The organism is Nocardioides bruguierae, from assembly GCF_023554635.1.
GTDB lineage: Bacteria > Actinomycetota > Actinomycetes > Propionibacteriales > Nocardioidaceae > Nocardioides > Nocardioides bruguierae.
Genome location: NZ_JAMJPH010000023.1, coordinates 1 through 15,295 on the forward strand (window position 1 = coordinate 1; position 15,295 = coordinate 15,295).

Below are 15,295 nucleotides of genomic sequence, written 5' to 3' on the forward strand. Positions count from 1 at the left end.
GGCCACGCCCGGGGGGGGCCGCCCCCCCCCCCGCCCCCCGGGGGGGGCCCCCCCCCCCCCCCGGGGGGGCCCCCCGGTCCTGCATTCCGGACACCTCACTGTGGATCGAGTGAATTACATCGGTGTAGTCGTCAAGCCGACACGCCGACGTTTCGCAAAAAGATTGCGTCAGATGTTTCGGATGTGACGAAAGTTCCCTACCGTGACGGACGTGATCAGCCCCCAGAGCCGCCCCGCCCGCCTCGGACGGCGACCCGTGCGCCCCTCGGTCGCACGCGTCGCCCGCCGGGGCGTGGCCGGGCGGACGCCGGCCGTCCGCACCACCGTCGCCGCTCTCACGGGCTCCCTGGCGCTCACCGCCGTGCTGGGTGCCGGCGCGGCCCCCGCGTCGGCCCGGGACAGCGACGACTACCCCAGCCGCACCGACGTGCAGCGTGCCCGCCAGGCCGTGCAGCAGGGCGAGGCCGACGTCGCCTCCGTGCGCGCCGAGCTGGCCGCGGCCGCCCAGCGACTGGAGCAGGCGCAGGTCGCCGCGGCGCAGGCGGCCGAGGCCTACAACGGGGCCCGCTACGAGGCGCAGCAGGCCCGCAAGGCCGCCCGCGCCGCCCAGCAGCACGCCGACGACGCGGCCGCCACGCTCGAGGACCGCCGCTCGGCCTACGCCGACGTCGTGGTCGCCAGCTACCAGATGGGTCCGCAGCTCTCCGCACTCGGCGCCATCGCCGGCGCGGACGCGGCGGCGGACAGCAGCGCCGAGACCGACGGCTCCGCGGCCACCGTGGGCCTGGACGGGCTCCTGGCCGCCATGGCGACCGTGCAGGAGGCGCAGGACGCGATGGACCGCCGCGTCCAGCAGATCACCGCCACCTCCACCCTCGCCGACGTCGCCTCCGACCAGGCCGAGGAGGCCGCCGAGAAGGCCGAGCGGCTCGAGGCGAAGGCCCGCGAGGCCAAGGTCGAGGCCCAGGCCGCCCAGGACTCCGCGGCCGCCGAGACCGCCTCCGTCGCGCAGCGCCGCGACGCGCTCATCGCCCAGCTCGCGGTGCTCCAGGAGACCAGCGTCCGGATGGCCCGCCAGCGCCAGGAGGCCCTCGAGGCCGCCGCCCGCGCCGAGGCTCGCCGTGCCGCACGCCAGGCTGCCGCGGAGGCCGCTGCGCAGGCCGAGGCCGCCGCGCGGGCCCAGGCCCGCCGGGAGGCGCGTCGCGAGGCCCGCCGCGAGGCGCGGCAGCAGGCCGCGGCCTCGTCGTCCTCCTCCTCTTCCTCGTCGTCCTCGTCGTCCTCGTCGTCCGGGGGGTCGAGCTCGTCGGGCTCCTCGTCGTCCTCGGGCTCCTCGAGCTCCTCCGGCTCGTCCGGGTCCTCGGGGTCGAGCGGCGGCAGCACCACCGTGCCGTCGGCCGGCGGCGTCTCCGCCGTCCTGGCCTACGCCCGCGCGCAGTTCGGCGAGCCCTACGTGTGGGCCGCGGCCGGCCCGGACTCCTGGGACTGCTCCGGCCTGACGATGATGGCCTGGGCCCAGGCGGGCGTCTCGCTGCCGCACTACTCGGTGGCGCAGTACGAGGCCACCACGCCGGTCAGCATGAGCGCGCTGGAGCCGGGCGACCTGCTGTTCTGGGGCACCAGCTCCGACCCGTCGTCGATCTACCACGTGGCGATCTACTCGGGGAACGGGATGATGATCCACGCCCCGCGCACCGGCGACGTCGTCAAGGAGGTCTCCATGTACGAGTGGACCCTCCCGAACTTCGCCGGCCGTCCCTGACCCGGCCGTCCCTGACCCGTCCCGGCTGGGCCGTCCCCGTCCGGGGAGGCCCGCGGGACGGTGAGCACACCCGTCCACCGGGTGGTTCCGCCCTTTGCTACTCGGGAGTAGCCTGGCTCACATGGCCACGCACGTGGAGACTCCCGCCCCGTCCGCCTCGCGCCCCGACGAGGGTGCCCCCGCCCCTGCTCCCGGCGGTGCGCCGGCCGGGGTCGCCCCCTTCGACGTCGCGGAGATGACCGCGGCGCTCGACGGCCGCTGGGCCCAGGTGCGCCGCGACGTGCGCGCCCAGCTGCCCCTGGAGGCGGAGCTGATCGCCTCCGCGGACGACCTCACCCGCGCCGAGTACCGCGAGCGCGTCAAGGACGTGCTCCTCGAGCTGGCCGCGACCGGCCAGACCGGGCTCGGCTTCCCGACCTCCCACGGCGGGGGAGGGGACGTCGGCGCCTCGATCGCGGCCTTCGAGACGCTGGCGATGGGCGACCTGTCGCTCATGGTCAAGGCCGGCGTGCAGTTCGGCCTCTTCGGCGGCGCCGTGCTCCAGCTCGGCACGAAGGCCCACCACGACGCCTACCTGCGCGACATCGTCGAGGGTCGGCTGCTGGGCTGCTTCGCGATGACCGAGACCGGCCACGGCTCCAACGTCCAGGCGCTCGGCACCACCGCCACCTACGACCCGGCCACCGACGAGATCGTCGTGCACACCCCCGACGCCTCGGCCACCAAGGACTACATCGGCAACGCCGCCGCCCACGGCACGATGGCGGCCGTCTTCGCCCAGCTCGTCGTGGACGGCGAGGAGCACGGCGTGCACGCGGTGCTGGTGCCGATCCGGGTGGACGGCGAGCCGGCGCCCGGCGTCACGCTCACCGACGACGGCCCCAAGCTCGGCCTCAACGGCGTCGACAACGGCCGCATCGCCTTCGACCAGGTGCGCGTGCCCCGCGGCAACCTGCTCGACCGGTTCGCCGAGATCACCGACGAGGGCCGCTACACCAGCACCATCGCCAACCCGAACCGCCGCTTCTTCACGATGCTCGGCACGCTCGTCCAGGGCCGTGTCTCGGTCGGCGGCGCGGGCGTGAGCGCCGCGAAGGCCGCCCTCACGATCGCCGTGCGCTACGGCGACCACCGGCGCCAGTTCGACACCGGGGACGGCGAGGAGCAGGTGCTGCTCGACTACGGGATGCACCAGCGCCGCCTGCTCCCGCGGGTCGCCCGCACGTACGCGCTCTCGGCGGCCCAGGAGGTGCTGGTCGAGCGGCTGCACGAGGTCTCCACCGCCCGCAACGGCGGCTCCGGCACGGAGGTCGACGACCACGCCCAGCGCGAGCTGGAGTCCCGCGCCGCCGGCACCAAGGCGCTGGCCACCTGGCTGGCCACCGACGTCATCCAGGAGTGCCGGGAGGCCTGCGGCGGAGCCGGCTACCTCGCCGAGAACCGGTTCGCCGCGCTCAAGGCCGACACGGACGTGTTCACCACCTTCGAGGGCGACAACCACGTGCTGCTGCAGCTCGTGGCCAAGGGCCTGCTCACCGACTACGCCTCGTCCTTCGAGGACCTGGACCAGTTCGGGCTCGTGCGCATGGTCACCGGCCTGGCGGTCGAGACGGTCGTGGAGAAGACCGGCGCGCACGCGCTGCTGGAGCGGGTGCGTGACCTGCTGCCCGGTGGCGACGACTGGTCCAGCGAGGCCCGGATCACCGACCCCGAGTACCACCTGGCCATGTACCGCTTCCGTGAGGAGCACCTGGTCAGCGGCGTGGCGCGCCGGCTCAAGCGGGGCATCGACCGGGGCGAGAAGGCGGGTGCGGTGTTCTCCCGCGTCCAGGCCCACGTCATCGCGGCGGCCCGCGCCCACGTGGAGCGGCTCGTGCTGGAGGCGTTCGTGGCGAAGGTGCGGGCGCAGCCGGCCGGCCCCGTCCGCGACGCCCTGGCCGCGCTGTGCGACCTGCACGCGCTCGCGGGCATCGAGTCCGACCGCGCCTGGTTCCTCGAGCACGGCCGGCTCACCGTCGCCCGCTCCAAGGCGATCACCCGCGAGGTCGAGACGCTGTGCGCCCGCCTGCGGCCCGTCGCCGTCGACCTCGTCGACGCCTTCGCGGTGCCGCGCGAGGTGCTGCGCGCCGAGGCGCTGCTCGGCTGAGCCCCACGCGGACCCCCGGCCGGAGGAGCGCCCTCCGGACGGACGACGGCCCCGGACCTGCTGGTCCGGGGCCGTCGTGCACGGGTGGGGCGAGCGGTCAGTGACCCTCGGCCTTGTGCCGGTCGAAGGAGGCGTGGATCTCGGCCTCGGCGGCGGCACGGTCGACCCAGTCGGCGCCCTCGACGGACTTGCCGGGCTCGAGGTCCTTGTAGACCTCGAAGAAGTGCTGGATCTCCAGGCGGTCGAAGTCGGAGACGTCGCCGATGTCCTGGAGGTGGGCCAGGCGCGGGTCCGAGGACGGCACGCACAGCACCTTGTCGTCGCCGCCGGCCTCGTCGGTCATGCGGAACATGCCGATCGCGCGGCACTTGATCAGGCAGCCGGGGAAGGTCGGCTGCTGGAGGATGACCAGCGCGTCCAGCGGGTCGCCGTCCTGACCGAGGGTCTCCTCGATGTAGCCGTAGTCGGCGGGGTACTGGGTCGAGGTGAACAGCGTGCGGTCCAGCCGCAGGCGCCCGCTCTCGTGGTCGACCTCGTACTTGTTGCGCTCCCCCTTGGGGATCTCCACCAGGACGTCGAACTCCAGCACGCGCGCTACTCCTCCGTTGATCCCGAGCCTCGGTGCCCGGGTGTCGTTGCGGTCAGATTCGAGTCGACCAGCCGCGGCAAGTCAACAAGACGACGGGCCCCAGGATCGGGGCCCGGGTCCAGTGTCCCGCACAATGGCCGCTCCACGCGAGAGAGGGGGCACCCGGTGCCGCGGAGTGACGCACGCCACACGTCGGGCGGCGGTCGACGCACCGCTCGTCGGGCCGCGCGTGCCGCCCGTCGTGACGCCCGTGCGCGCCGCCGCTGGCCGCGCCGTGTCGGGCTCACCGCGCTCGCCCTCGTCCTGGTCGCCACCGGCGTCGTCGTGAGCGGGGTCGCGGACCCCGTCGTGGCCCCCGTGGCCGAGCCGCTGCGACGGGCCGCGGAGGACGCCTTCGACTCCGTGAGCGACTCCGTCACCGGCTCCCTGCCCGGCGCCTCGCAGGACGAGGACCCGACCGACCCGCTCGCGGTGGCCGCCCCCGCGGCCCTGGGCCTGACCACCCCGACCCCCGCCGCCGTGCCCGCCGAGCCGGTCACCGACCAGCCCGTCGACGCCGCCGCCGTCCGCCGGGCCCTGCGCGGGCCGCTGGCCGCCGACGTGCTGGGGCCGCACGTCTCCGTGGCCGTCGCCGACCTGGACGGCGACCTGGCCCTGAGCCGCGGGGGAGCGGCGATCCCCGCCTCCACCACCAAGCTGCTCACCTCGGCCTCCGCGCTGCGCCTGGTCGGCGCCGGCACCACGTTCTCCACCACGACGGTGCTCCAGGGGCGGCGCGTCGTGCTCGTCGGCGGCGGCGACCCGCTGCTGGCCTCGTCGCCCGTCGACGACGACACCTGGCCGGCCCGCGCCGACGTGGTGACGCTGGCCCGGCGCACGGCCGCGACGCTGGTGCGCGACCTCGCCGACGCCCCGGCGGGGCGCCGCACCCTGCGCGTCGGGTACGACGACACGCTCTTCTCCGGCCCCGGCTTCAACTCCACCTGGCCGCTGGGCTACCGCGGCGAGGTGGCGCCCCCGACCTCGGCGCTGTGGGTGGACGAGGGGTCGTCGCTGACCGGCTCGGGCTACTCCACGGACCCCGCGGCCGATGCGGCCACGGTCTTCACCGCAGCGCTGCGGGACGCCCTGGCCGCCCAGGCGCGGACGGGGCAGGTGCGGGTGCGCCTGGTGGGCTCGGCGTCGCCGGTGACCTCCACGCAAGCCGCCGCCACCCTGGCCTCGGTCGAGAGCGCCCCCGTGGGCCAGCTGGTGGAGCGGCTGCTCCAGGTCAGCGACAACCAGGTGACCGAGGTGCTCCTGCGCCACGTGGGCCTGGCCGCGCGCGGCACCGGCTCCATCGCGGCCGGGCTGGCCGGGGTCCGCCGGGTGCTGACCTCGCTGGACGTGCCGCTGCCGCGCCGCCAGGAGGACGGCTCCGGTCTCTCGCGGCGCAACCGCATCGACCCCCGCACCTTCGTGGGCCTGCTCGCCGCCGCGGCCGACAGCGACGAGGACGACCCGCTGCGCGGGCTCTTCCCCGGGCTGCCCGCCGCGGGCTCCACCGGCTCGCTCACCTACCGGTTCGCCGACGCCCCCGCCGCGGCGGTGGGCCACGTCCGCGCCAAGACCGGCACCCTCAGCAACGTGACCTCGCTGGCCGGCGTCGCGCTGGACGCGGACGGCACGCCGTTGGTCTTCGCGCTCCTGGCCGACCGCGTCGCCGACGTCGACGAGCTCTCCGCGCGCGACGCGCTCGACCGTGCCGCCGCCGCGCTGGGCGCCTGCGCCTGCGGGGGCTGAGCGCTCGGCGAGCGCGGGGCGGGCCGTGACCGGCGCGCCGGTGCGGTGCACAGCGCGTTCCCCGCTGCGGGGGATGGTGCGTCACCGCCTGCTGACTAGGGTCTGTCCATGACCTCCACGGCCTCGTCACCCGAGATGATCGACTGGGACCTCGCGGTCTCCCTGGGCGGTCGCCTCGCCGGCGACGGCCCCACGGTCACCCCCGCCCAGGCCCGCCGGGCCGTGGGGGACCTGCGCAACGGCGCCGAGCGCGCCACCGACCTCGTCCGCGCCTACACCGGGCTCGACGGCGGCCGCGACACCGCGCCCGTGCTGGTCGTGGACCGGCCCGGCTGGGTGCAGGCCAACGCCGACGCCTTCCGGCACGTGCTGGGCCCGGTCGCCGGCCGCCTGGCCCAGCGCAAGCCCCCGGGCCGGCTCAGCCTGGCGGTGGGCTCGAAGATCACCGGCACCGAGGTGGGCGGCCTGCTCGGCTTCCTGGCCGGCAAGGTGCTCGGCCAGTTCGACCCCTTCCACGAGCCGCACGGCCGGCTGCTGCTGGTCGCGCCCAACATCGTGCACACCGAGCGCGAGCTCGACGTGGCGCCCCGCGACTTCCGCCTCTGGGTCTGCCTGCACGAGGAGACCCACCGCGTGCAGTTCACCGCGGTCCCGTGGATGCGCGACCACCTCTTCGGCCTGGTCGAACGGCTCTCCGCCAGCCTCGAGGACACCTCGGCCATCGAGGACGGCCTCAAGCGCGTCACCTCCGCGCTCAAGCAGCGCGGTGGCGGCGACCAGCCCGGCCCCGGCGGCGCGCTGTCGCTGCTGGCCACCCCGGAGCAGAAGGCCGTGATGGACGACGTCACCGCCGTGATGTCGCTGCTCGAGGGGCACGCGGACGTGGTGATGGACGGCGTCGGCCCCGAGGTCGTGCCCACCGTCGACACGATCCGCGCCCGCTTCAACGAGCGCCGCAAGGGCGTCGGCGTGCTCGACCGGGCGCTGCGCCGCTTCCTCGGCCTCGACGCCAAGATGGCGCAGTACCGCGACGGCGCCGTCTTCGTGCGGCACGTGGTCGACACCGTCGGCATGGACGGCTTCAACGCCGTCTGGTCCGGGCCGGCCTCGCTGCCCACGCGGGACGAGATCGCCGACCCGGCCCTCTGGGTCGCGCGCGTCCACGGCTGAGGTGGGCCTGCACCCCAGCGTCGCGGCGGTGCGCCGGGCGGTGCGCGAGGGCGTCGCCGACCTGCCCGAGGACGCCACCCTCGTCGTCGCCTGCTCCGGTGGGCCCGACTCGCTCGCCCTCGCCGCGGCCGCCGTCGCGGAGAAGCGCGACCGCCGGGTCGTCGGCGCGACCGTCGACCACGGCCTCCAGGAGGGCTCGGCCGCCCAGGCCGCCCGCGTCGTCGAGCAGCTCGCGACGCTCGGCGCGGACGAGACGATCACCGCCCGGGTCACCGTCGACCCCGGTGGCCTGGGCCCGGAGGCGGCCGCCCGCCGCGCCCGGTACGCCGTGCTCGACCAGGTCGCCGAGCACACCGGCGCCGCCGCCGTCCTGCTCGGGCACACGCGCGACGACCAGGCCGAGACGGTGCTGATGGGGCTGGCCCGCGGCTCCGGCGGACGCTCGCTGGCGGGGATGCGCCGGGCGTTCGACGTCTACCGTCGCCCGCTGCTCGACGTGACCCGCGACGACACGGTCACGGCCTGCCAGGTGCTCGGGCTGGAGGCCTGGGACGACCCCCACAACAGCGACCCCGGTTACACCCGGGTGCGGGTGCGCCGCCGCGTCCTGCCCCTGCTCGAGGAGGACCTCGGGCCCGGCGTCGCCGCCGCGCTCGCCCGCACCGCCGACCAGCTACGCACCGACGCCGACCTCCTCGACGACCTGGCCGACGCGGCCTGGGAGCGGCTGCGCCCCGCGGACCCCGTTGGCGGCCTGGACGTCGGCGCCCTCGCCGACCTGCACCCCGCCCTGCGCCGACGGGTGCTGCGCCGGCTCGCGCTGGCGGCCGGGTCGCCGGCCTCGGAGCTGTTCCACGAGCACGTCCTCGCCGTCGAGCGACTCGTCACCGCCTGGTCCGGCCAGCGCTGGATCGACCTGCCCGGGCACCTGCGCGCCGTGCGCGCCGACGGCGTGCTGCGCGTGGTGCCCGCGGACTCCTGACCCACCGCGCCCGACCCACCGCGCCCGACCCACCTGTCTGGCCCGTCCGGGCCACCCCGGGTGACCCGCACGGGCCATCTGGCCGGGGACAGCCGTAAAAGAACACGAACTCACTCAGTCGCGCCCCTCGCGCGCCCGATACTCCGAGCGGACCATTCCGCGCGCCGGATCGCACCCCGATTACCCGATGCTGGGTACGCGCCAGACCTCGAGGACAACCATGACCCGCCTTCGTCGTGCCCTGGCCGCCGTCACCGCCGTGTCGGTGACCGCTGTCGGTGGCTTCGCGTTCACCACCCACTCCGCCACCGCTGCCGGCGGCTCCGTCACCTCCGCGCAGGCGGAGGTCGCCGCCGCGGACACCAGGATCTCCGGCTACCTCGTCGACCCGCAGACCCTCGAGTACCTCGACGACGTCTTCATCGTCGCCAAGCAGGGCGGCGAGATCGTCGCCACCGCGCTGAGCTACGGCGCAGACGGGTTCGAGCTGTGGGTGCCGGCCGGCGTCACCAAGGTCGAGGTCAAGGACCCCGACTACATCGACGTCACCCGCACCTTCGACACCACGACCGGCAACAAGACCGGCGTCACGATCTTCCTCAACCGCGCCCGCTACCTCGCCGGCTACGTCACCGACGACGCCGGCAACCCGCTCCTCGACGCCTCGGTCGTCGCCGTCACCGGCAGCCAGACCGTCGCCAGCCAGCTCACCTACACCGACGGCGACGACGCCGACGGGTTCTTCAACCTCGAGGTGCCCGCCGGCCGTTACAAGGTCGTCGTGGACGCCGGCGACGCCTACTACCCCCGCGTCGACACCGGCGTCCAGGTCACCGAGGCCAGCTCGGGCGTGCCCGGCGACTACACCGTCTATCGCCGCAGCAGCGTCTCCGGCGTCGTCAGCGACGGCCTCGGCGAGGTCGCCGGTGCGAGCGTCGTCCTCACCGCGCGGGCGGACGACTCGCCCACGCCCGAGGTCACCGCCACGAGCAAGCGCAACGGCAGCTGGTCCGCCGACCTCGCCGCCGGCAAGTACACCTGGAAGGTCACCAAGCGCGGCTACCCGGCCGAGCGCGGCACGCTGGCCGTCGGCGGCCGCCCCGCCACCCAGGACGTGCTGCTCACGACCACCCTGCCGACCCGCACCTCCCTCGAGGGCCCCGGTCGGCTGCGCCCCCGCAAGCTGATCGAGCTGGACATCGACGTCGCCGCCAAGGGCGCGACCCCGACCGGCCGGGTGCGCGTCGTCGCCCCGGCGCTCGACGTCGACGAGGTCGTGACGCTGCGCCGCGGTGCCGCCACCCTGACGCTGCCCAAGCCGCGGGACCTCGACCGCGTCGTGGTGAAGGCCGTCTACGGCGGCAGCACCAAGCCCGGGCTCGTCCTCCAGGGCTCGAGCACCCGCCTCGTCCTGACCCGCTGAGCCTGACCCGCTGAGCCCGACCCGCTGAGCCCGACCCGCTGAGCCTGGTCCGTCGGGACCGACCTCCGGCCCCGTCCGCCGGCACCTCGCGTGCCGGTGGGCGGGGCCGAGGCGTCCCCGGTTCTGTGCTCCGACCCGGGGGCCGTAGGCTGCCGCCCATGGACTCTGCCCACGTGGAGAACGACCTCGTCAACGTGCTCTTCACCGAGGCCCAGATCCAGCAGCGGCTGGGCGAGCTGGCCGACGAGATCGAGCGGGACTACGAGGGCGAGGAGCTGCTCGTCGTCGGCATCCTGCGCGGCGCCGTGATGGTGATGGCCGACCTCGCCCGCTCGTTCGACCGGCACGTCGAGATGGACTGGATGGCCGTCTCCTCCTACGGCTCGGGCACCCAGTCCAGCGGCGTCGTCCGCATCCTCAAGGACCTCGACACCGACATCTCCGGGCGGCACGTCGTCATCGTGGACGAGATCATCGACACCGGGCTGACGCTGTCGTGGCTCACCTCGAACCTGTCGAGCCGCAACCCGGCCTCGGTGGAGATCTGCACCCTGCTGCGCAAGCCGGAGGCCCTGCAGATGCCCGTCAACGTCAAGTACGTCGGCTGGGACATCCCCAACGAGTTCGTGGTCGGCTACGGCCTGGACTTCAACGAGAAGTACCGCAACCTGCGCGACATCGGCACCCTGGCGCCGCACGTCTACTCCTGACGGACGGCCGGGCACCACCCGGCGTACCCAGCGCGGGGGTTCCTCCCCCGTCCGGGCGCTCGTCCGCTACCACTCGCCTGAGACACTGGGCCCAGCGTCGGCGTGTACCGTCGTCGATCCGGAACGTCTGCACAACGAGAGAAGCACGTGAAGCGCATATTCAAGGGCCCCTGGCTGTGGATCGTCGTCGCGGTGATCGGCGTCTTCGTGGCGCTCCAGTTCCTCGCCCCCAGCAGCGGCGGCGACGAGATCTCCTCCTCGGAGATGACCTCCTACATCACCGACGGTGACGTCAAGGAGATCACCTTCGTCGGCGGCGACCAGGAGATCCGGGCGACCCTCGACGACGGCGTGCGCTCCGAGGGCGCGGACGTGATGACGTACTGGATCACCGGCACCCAGTCGCGCATCTACCAGCAGGCCATCAAGCAGTTCGAGGCCGGCACGATCGACGAGGTCAACACCGAGATCAGCGAACCCAGTCTGCTGACCTCGCTGCTCGTCTCGTTCCTGCCGTTCGTCATCCTGCTGCTCGTCTTCCTCTGGCTGCTCAACAACATGCAGGGCGGCGGCGGCCGCGGCGTCATGCAGTTCGCCAAGTCCAAGGCGAAGCTGATCTCCAAGGACATGCCGAAGTCGACGTTCTCCGACGTCGCCGGCGCCGAGGAGGCCATCGAGGAGCTCGGCGAGATCAAGGAGTTCCTCCAGGAGCCCGCCAAGTTCCAGGCCGTGGGCGCCAAGATCCCCAAGGGCGTGCTGCTCTACGGCCCTCCGGGCACCGGCAAGACGCTGCTGGCCCGCGCGGTCGCCGGCGAGGCCGGCGTCCCCTTCTACTCCATCTCCGGCTCCGACTTCGTCGAGATGTTCGTCGGCGTCGGCGCCTCCCGCGTGCGCGACCTGTTCGAGCAGGCCAAGGAGAACGCCCCCGCGATCGTCTTCATCGACGAGATCGACGCCGTCGGCCGCCACCGCGGCGCCGGCATGGGCGGCGGCCACGACGAGCGCGAGCAGACCCTCAACCAGCTCCTGGTCGAGATGGACGGCTTCGACGTCCGCGGCGGCGTCATCCTCATCGCCGCGACGAACCGCCCCGACGTGCTCGACCCCGCGCTGCTGCGTCCGGGCCGCTTCGACCGGCAGATCCAGGTCGACGCCCCCGACCTCGCCGGCCGCCACATGATCCTCAAGGTCCACTCCCGCGGGAAGCCCGTGGCCGAGGACGTCGACCTCATGGCCGTCGCCCGCCGCACGCCCGGCTTCACCGGTGCCGACCTGGCCAACGTGCTGAACGAGGCGGCGCTGCTGACCGCCCGCAGCAACGCCAAGCTCATCACCAACGAGTCCATGGACGAGGCGATCGACCGCGTCATCGCGGGCCCGCAGCGCCGGACCCGGCTGATGAACGACAAGGAGAAGCTGATCACCGCCTACCACGAGGGCGGCCACGCCCTCGTCGCGGCGGCGCTGCCGGGCAACGACCCGGTCCACAAGATCACGATCCTGCCGCGCGGCCGCGCGCTCGGCTACACGATGGTGCTGCCCGACTCGGACAAGTACTCCCAGCCGCGCAGCCAGATGCTCGACCAGCTCGCCTACATGCTCGGCGGCCGCGCCGCCGAGGAGCTGATCTTCCACGACCCGACCACGGGCGCGGGCAACGACATCGAGAAGGCCACCAGCGTGGCCCGCGCGATGGTCACCCAGTACGGCATGACCGAGCGCCTCGGCGCGATCAAGCTGGGCGAGTCCAACTCCGAGCCCTTCCTGGGCCGCGACATGGGCAGCAGCCGGAACTACTCCGAGGAGGTGGCCGCCGCCGTCGACGCGGAGACCACCCAGCTGCTGGCGTCCGCCCACCAGGAGGCCTTCGACATCCTCGAGGAGAACCGGGACGTCCTGGACGCCCTCGTCCTCGAGCTGCTCGACAAGGAGACGCTGGACAAGGAGCAGATCGCCCGCGTCTTCGAGCCGCTGCGCCGCCGTCAGCCGCGCCCGGCCTGGACCGGCTCGGCGACCCGCCGTCCCTCCGACATCGCGCCCGTGGAGATCCCGCAGGAGATTCGCGACCGCGCGAACAGCAACGGCAAGGTCGAGCAGGGTGCCGGCGCGGTCGTCACGCCCCCGGGCGAGGGCGGCGACGTGCACGGCGGCCCCGGTGGCCCCGGCAGCCTCCCGGGCGGCCCCACCCCGCCGTCCGGCCCCTCCGACGGCGCGCTCTGAGCTCGTCGCCCCCACGCAGGAGACCCCCCGCATGACGGACCCCGTCACCCTCCCCGAGCGCTCGCGCGCCGACGTCCCCGAGTTCGACCACGCCCGTGCCGAGGCCGCCGTCCGCGAGCTGCTCGCGGCCATGGGCGAGGACCCCGACCGCGAGGGCCTGCACGAGACCCCCGCGCGCGTCGCCCGGGCCTACGCCGAGCTGACCCAGGGCCTGCGGCAGGAGCCGGAGGAGGTGCTCACCACCACCTTCGACCTCGGCCACGACGAGATGGTGCTGGTGCGCGACATCGAGCTGTGGTCGATGTGCGAGCACCACCTGGTGCCCTTCACCGGCGTCGCGCACGTCGGCTACATCCCGGCGGCATCCGGCAAGATCACCGGCCTGTCCAAGCTGGCCCGGCTGGTCGACGTCTACAGCAAGCGCCCGCAGGTGCAGGAGCGGCTCACCACCCAGGTGGCCGACGCCCTCATGGACATCCTCGAGGCCCGCGGCGCGATCGTGGTGATCGAGGCCGAGCACCTGTGCATGACGATGCGTGGCGTCCGCAAGGCCGGCGCCCGGACCATCACCTCCGCCGTGCGCGGCATCATGCACAACGCCGCCACCCGCTCCGAGGCGATGGCGCTGATCCGGGGCGGGACGCGCTGAGGATGGCTGTCTCGCAGGAGGCCGCGGCGCTGCTGGCGCCGCTGGGCCGCCCGCGCGTCATGGGGGTCGTCAACGTCACCCCCGACTCCTTCTCCGACGGCGGACGCTTCCTCGACCGCGACGCGGCCGTCGAGCACGGTCTCGCGCTGCTGGCCGAGGGGGCCGACGTCCTCGACATCGGCGGGGAGTCCACGCGCCCCGGCGCGACCCGCCCGCTGGTCACCGAGGAGCTGGACCGGGTGGTGCCCGTCATCGAGCGCCTCGCCGCGGCCGGCGCCGCCGTCTCGGTGGACACCATGCGCGCCGAGGTGGCCCTCGCGGCCGTCCGGGCCGGCGCCGTCGTCGTCAACGACGTCTCCGGCGGCCTCGCGGACGAGGCGATGGCCGGCGCGGTCGCCGGCACCGATGCGCTCTTCGTGGCCATGCACTGGCGCAGCCACTCCGACGCCATGTACGACCTGGCCTCCTACGACGGTCCCGGCGGGGTCGTCGGCGCCGTCGTGGGCGAGCTGCGGGCCCGCCTGGACGCGCTCGCCGCGGCCGGCCTCCCGCCCGAGCGGGTCGTGCTCGACCCCGGCCTGGGCTTCGCCAAGCGCGGGGAGCAGAACTGGGAGCTGCTGCGCGGCCTCGACGTCCTCGAGGGGCTCGGTCGTCCGCTGCTGGTGGGCGCCAGCCGCAAGTCCTTCCTGGGGGCCCTGCTGCCGGGGCCCGACGGCTCCCCGCGGCCGGTCGAGGGGCGCGAGCACGCCCACCAGGCCGTCGTCCTCGACTGCGCGCGCCGAGGCGTGTGGGGGGTCCGGGTGCACGACGTCCGGGCGGCCCGTGACACCCTCGCAGCGGCGACGGCGCTGGGCCTCGCCGTGAGCGAGGAGGACGCATGAGCGGCTCCGCAGGGTCGGCCACGGGGCCGGTGGACGGGCCCGTGACCGGGCTGGACGAGCTGAGCGTCACCGGCATCGAGTGCTTCGCCCACCACGGCGTCCTCGAGCACGAGAAGCGCACCGGTCAGACGTTCGTCATCGACCTCGTGCTGGGCGTCGACACGCGTCGGGCCGCGGCCTCGGACGACTTGCGCGACACGGTTGACTACGGCAGCCTCACGGCGGCCGTGAAGGCGGCCGTCGAGCGCGACCCGGTCGACCTGATCGAGACCCTCGCGACCCGGATCGCCGGTACCTGCCTCTTGCAGGACGGTGTTGAATGGGCGAGGGTCACGGTCCACAAGCCGGACGCACCCATCGACGCGACGTTCACCGACGTCACGCTCACGATCACCCGGACACGCAAGGACCTCACGTGACTGAGACCCCGAACCCCCACATCATCGACGCCGACACGCTGACCGGGGAGATGCGCCCCATCCGTCGCGCCGTGCTGTCGCTGGGGTCCAACCTCGGCGACCGGGTGACCACGCTCCAGGGCGCCGTGAACGCGATCGCCGACACCCCCGACGTGTGGGTGACCTCCGTGTCCGCCGTCTACGAGACCGCACCGGTGAACTGCCCGCCGGGCTCCGACGACTTCCTCAACATCGTGCTGCTGTGCGACACCACGCTCGCCGCCCACCGGCTGCTCGAGCGCTGCCTCACGGTCGAGGACGCCTTCGACCGGGAGCGCGGGGAGGCCAACGCGCCCCGCACCCTCGACGTCGACCTGATCGTGGTGGGCGACCGTCGCAGCGACGACGAGAACCTGCGCCTGCCGCACCCGCGGGCCAAGGAGCGCGCGTTCGTCCTCAAGCCCTGGTACGACCTCGAGCCCGACGCGGTCCTCCCCGACGCCGGCCCGGTCGCCGACCTGCTGGCCGACCTCGGCACCGACGGCGTGACGCTGCGCGAGGACATCACGCTCGAGATCGAGTGACG

13 protein-coding genes are annotated in these 15,295 nt (G+C 74.1%); 12 read left to right on the forward strand and 1 reads right to left on the reverse strand.

What is annotated here, in order from left to right; all coding sequences use genetic code 11:
* Positions 1–211: 211 nt before the first annotated feature.
* Positions 212–1,759: a C40 family peptidase gene (locus M8316_RS21120; RefSeq protein ID WP_250054964.1), complete on the forward strand. Its 1,548-nt coding sequence runs from the start codon at positions 212–214 to the stop codon at positions 1,757–1,759.
* 121 nt (positions 1,760–1,880) lie between these two features.
* Positions 1,881–3,905: an acyl-CoA dehydrogenase family protein gene (locus tag M8316_RS12240; RefSeq protein ID WP_250054966.1), complete on the forward strand. Its 2,025-nt coding sequence runs from the start codon at positions 1,881–1,883 to the stop codon at positions 3,903–3,905.
* A gap of 97 nt (positions 3,906–4,002) precedes the next feature.
* Here M8316_RS12240 and M8316_RS12245 read toward each other — a convergent pair whose 3' ends face one another.
* Entirely contained in the window at positions 4,003–4,491 is a 489-nt protein-coding gene (locus M8316_RS12245; protein ID WP_250055119.1) for an inorganic diphosphatase, read from the reverse strand.
* Positions 4,492–4,659: 168 nt separating this feature from the next.
* Between M8316_RS12245 and dacB the strand changes: the two genes are divergently transcribed.
* From dacB to folK, 10 genes are all read left to right on the forward strand, one after another.
* Positions 4,660–6,276: a D-alanyl-D-alanine carboxypeptidase/D-alanyl-D-alanine endopeptidase gene (gene dacB, locus M8316_RS12250; protein ID WP_250054968.1), complete on the forward strand. Its 1,617-nt coding sequence runs from the start codon at positions 4,660–4,662 to the stop codon at positions 6,274–6,276.
* Between the two features lie 108 nt (positions 6,277–6,384).
* Positions 6,385–7,446 (forward strand): Rv3626c family coenzyme F420 biosynthesis-associated protein, encoded by a 1,062-nt coding sequence (locus M8316_RS12255; protein ID WP_250054970.1) that lies wholly within the window; start codon positions 6,385–6,387, stop codon positions 7,444–7,446.
* 1 nt (position 7,447) lies between these two features.
* A complete protein-coding gene (tilS, locus tag M8316_RS12260) occupies positions 7,448–8,428 on the forward strand; it encodes a tRNA lysidine(34) synthetase TilS (RefSeq protein WP_250054972.1) in 981 nt (326 codons plus the stop codon).
* Positions 8,429–8,648: 220 nt separating this feature from the next.
* A complete protein-coding gene (locus M8316_RS12265; protein WP_250054974.1) occupies positions 8,649–9,851 on the forward strand; it encodes a carboxypeptidase regulatory-like domain-containing protein in 1,203 nt (400 codons plus the stop codon).
* Positions 9,852–10,009: 158 nt separating this feature from the next.
* Positions 10,010–10,561 (forward strand): hypoxanthine phosphoribosyltransferase, encoded by a 552-nt coding sequence (gene hpt, locus M8316_RS12270; protein WP_250054976.1) that lies wholly within the window; start codon positions 10,010–10,012, stop codon positions 10,559–10,561.
* A 147-nt stretch (positions 10,562–10,708) separates the two neighbouring features.
* Positions 10,709–12,781, forward strand: coding sequence for an ATP-dependent zinc metalloprotease FtsH (gene ftsH / locus M8316_RS12275; protein WP_250054978.1), 2,073 nt, complete (start codon positions 10,709–10,711; stop codon positions 12,779–12,781).
* A gap of 31 nt (positions 12,782–12,812) precedes the next feature.
* Complete coding sequence (folE, locus tag M8316_RS12280) at positions 12,813–13,430, forward strand: GTP cyclohydrolase I FolE (RefSeq protein WP_272495168.1); 618 nt, start codon at positions 12,813–12,815, stop codon at positions 13,428–13,430.
* A gap of 2 nt (positions 13,431–13,432) precedes the next feature.
* On the forward strand, positions 13,433–14,311 hold the full coding sequence (folP, locus tag M8316_RS12285) for a dihydropteroate synthase (protein ID WP_250054980.1): 879 nt from the start codon (positions 13,433–13,435) through the stop codon (positions 14,309–14,311).
* Positions 14,308–14,730, forward strand: a complete 423-nt coding sequence (gene folB, locus M8316_RS12290) for a dihydroneopterin aldolase (protein WP_250054983.1) — start codon at positions 14,308–14,310, stop codon at positions 14,728–14,730. The genes folP and folB overlap by 4 nt, the downstream gene beginning before the upstream one ends.
* The gene (folK, locus tag M8316_RS12295) at positions 14,727–15,293 is read left to right on the forward strand and encodes a 2-amino-4-hydroxy-6-hydroxymethyldihydropteridine diphosphokinase (RefSeq protein WP_250054985.1); all 567 of its coding nucleotides are present in this window, start codon (positions 14,727–14,729) and stop codon (positions 15,291–15,293) included. The genes folB and folK overlap by 4 nt, the downstream gene beginning before the upstream one ends.
* Positions 15,294–15,295 lie beyond the last annotated feature (2 nt).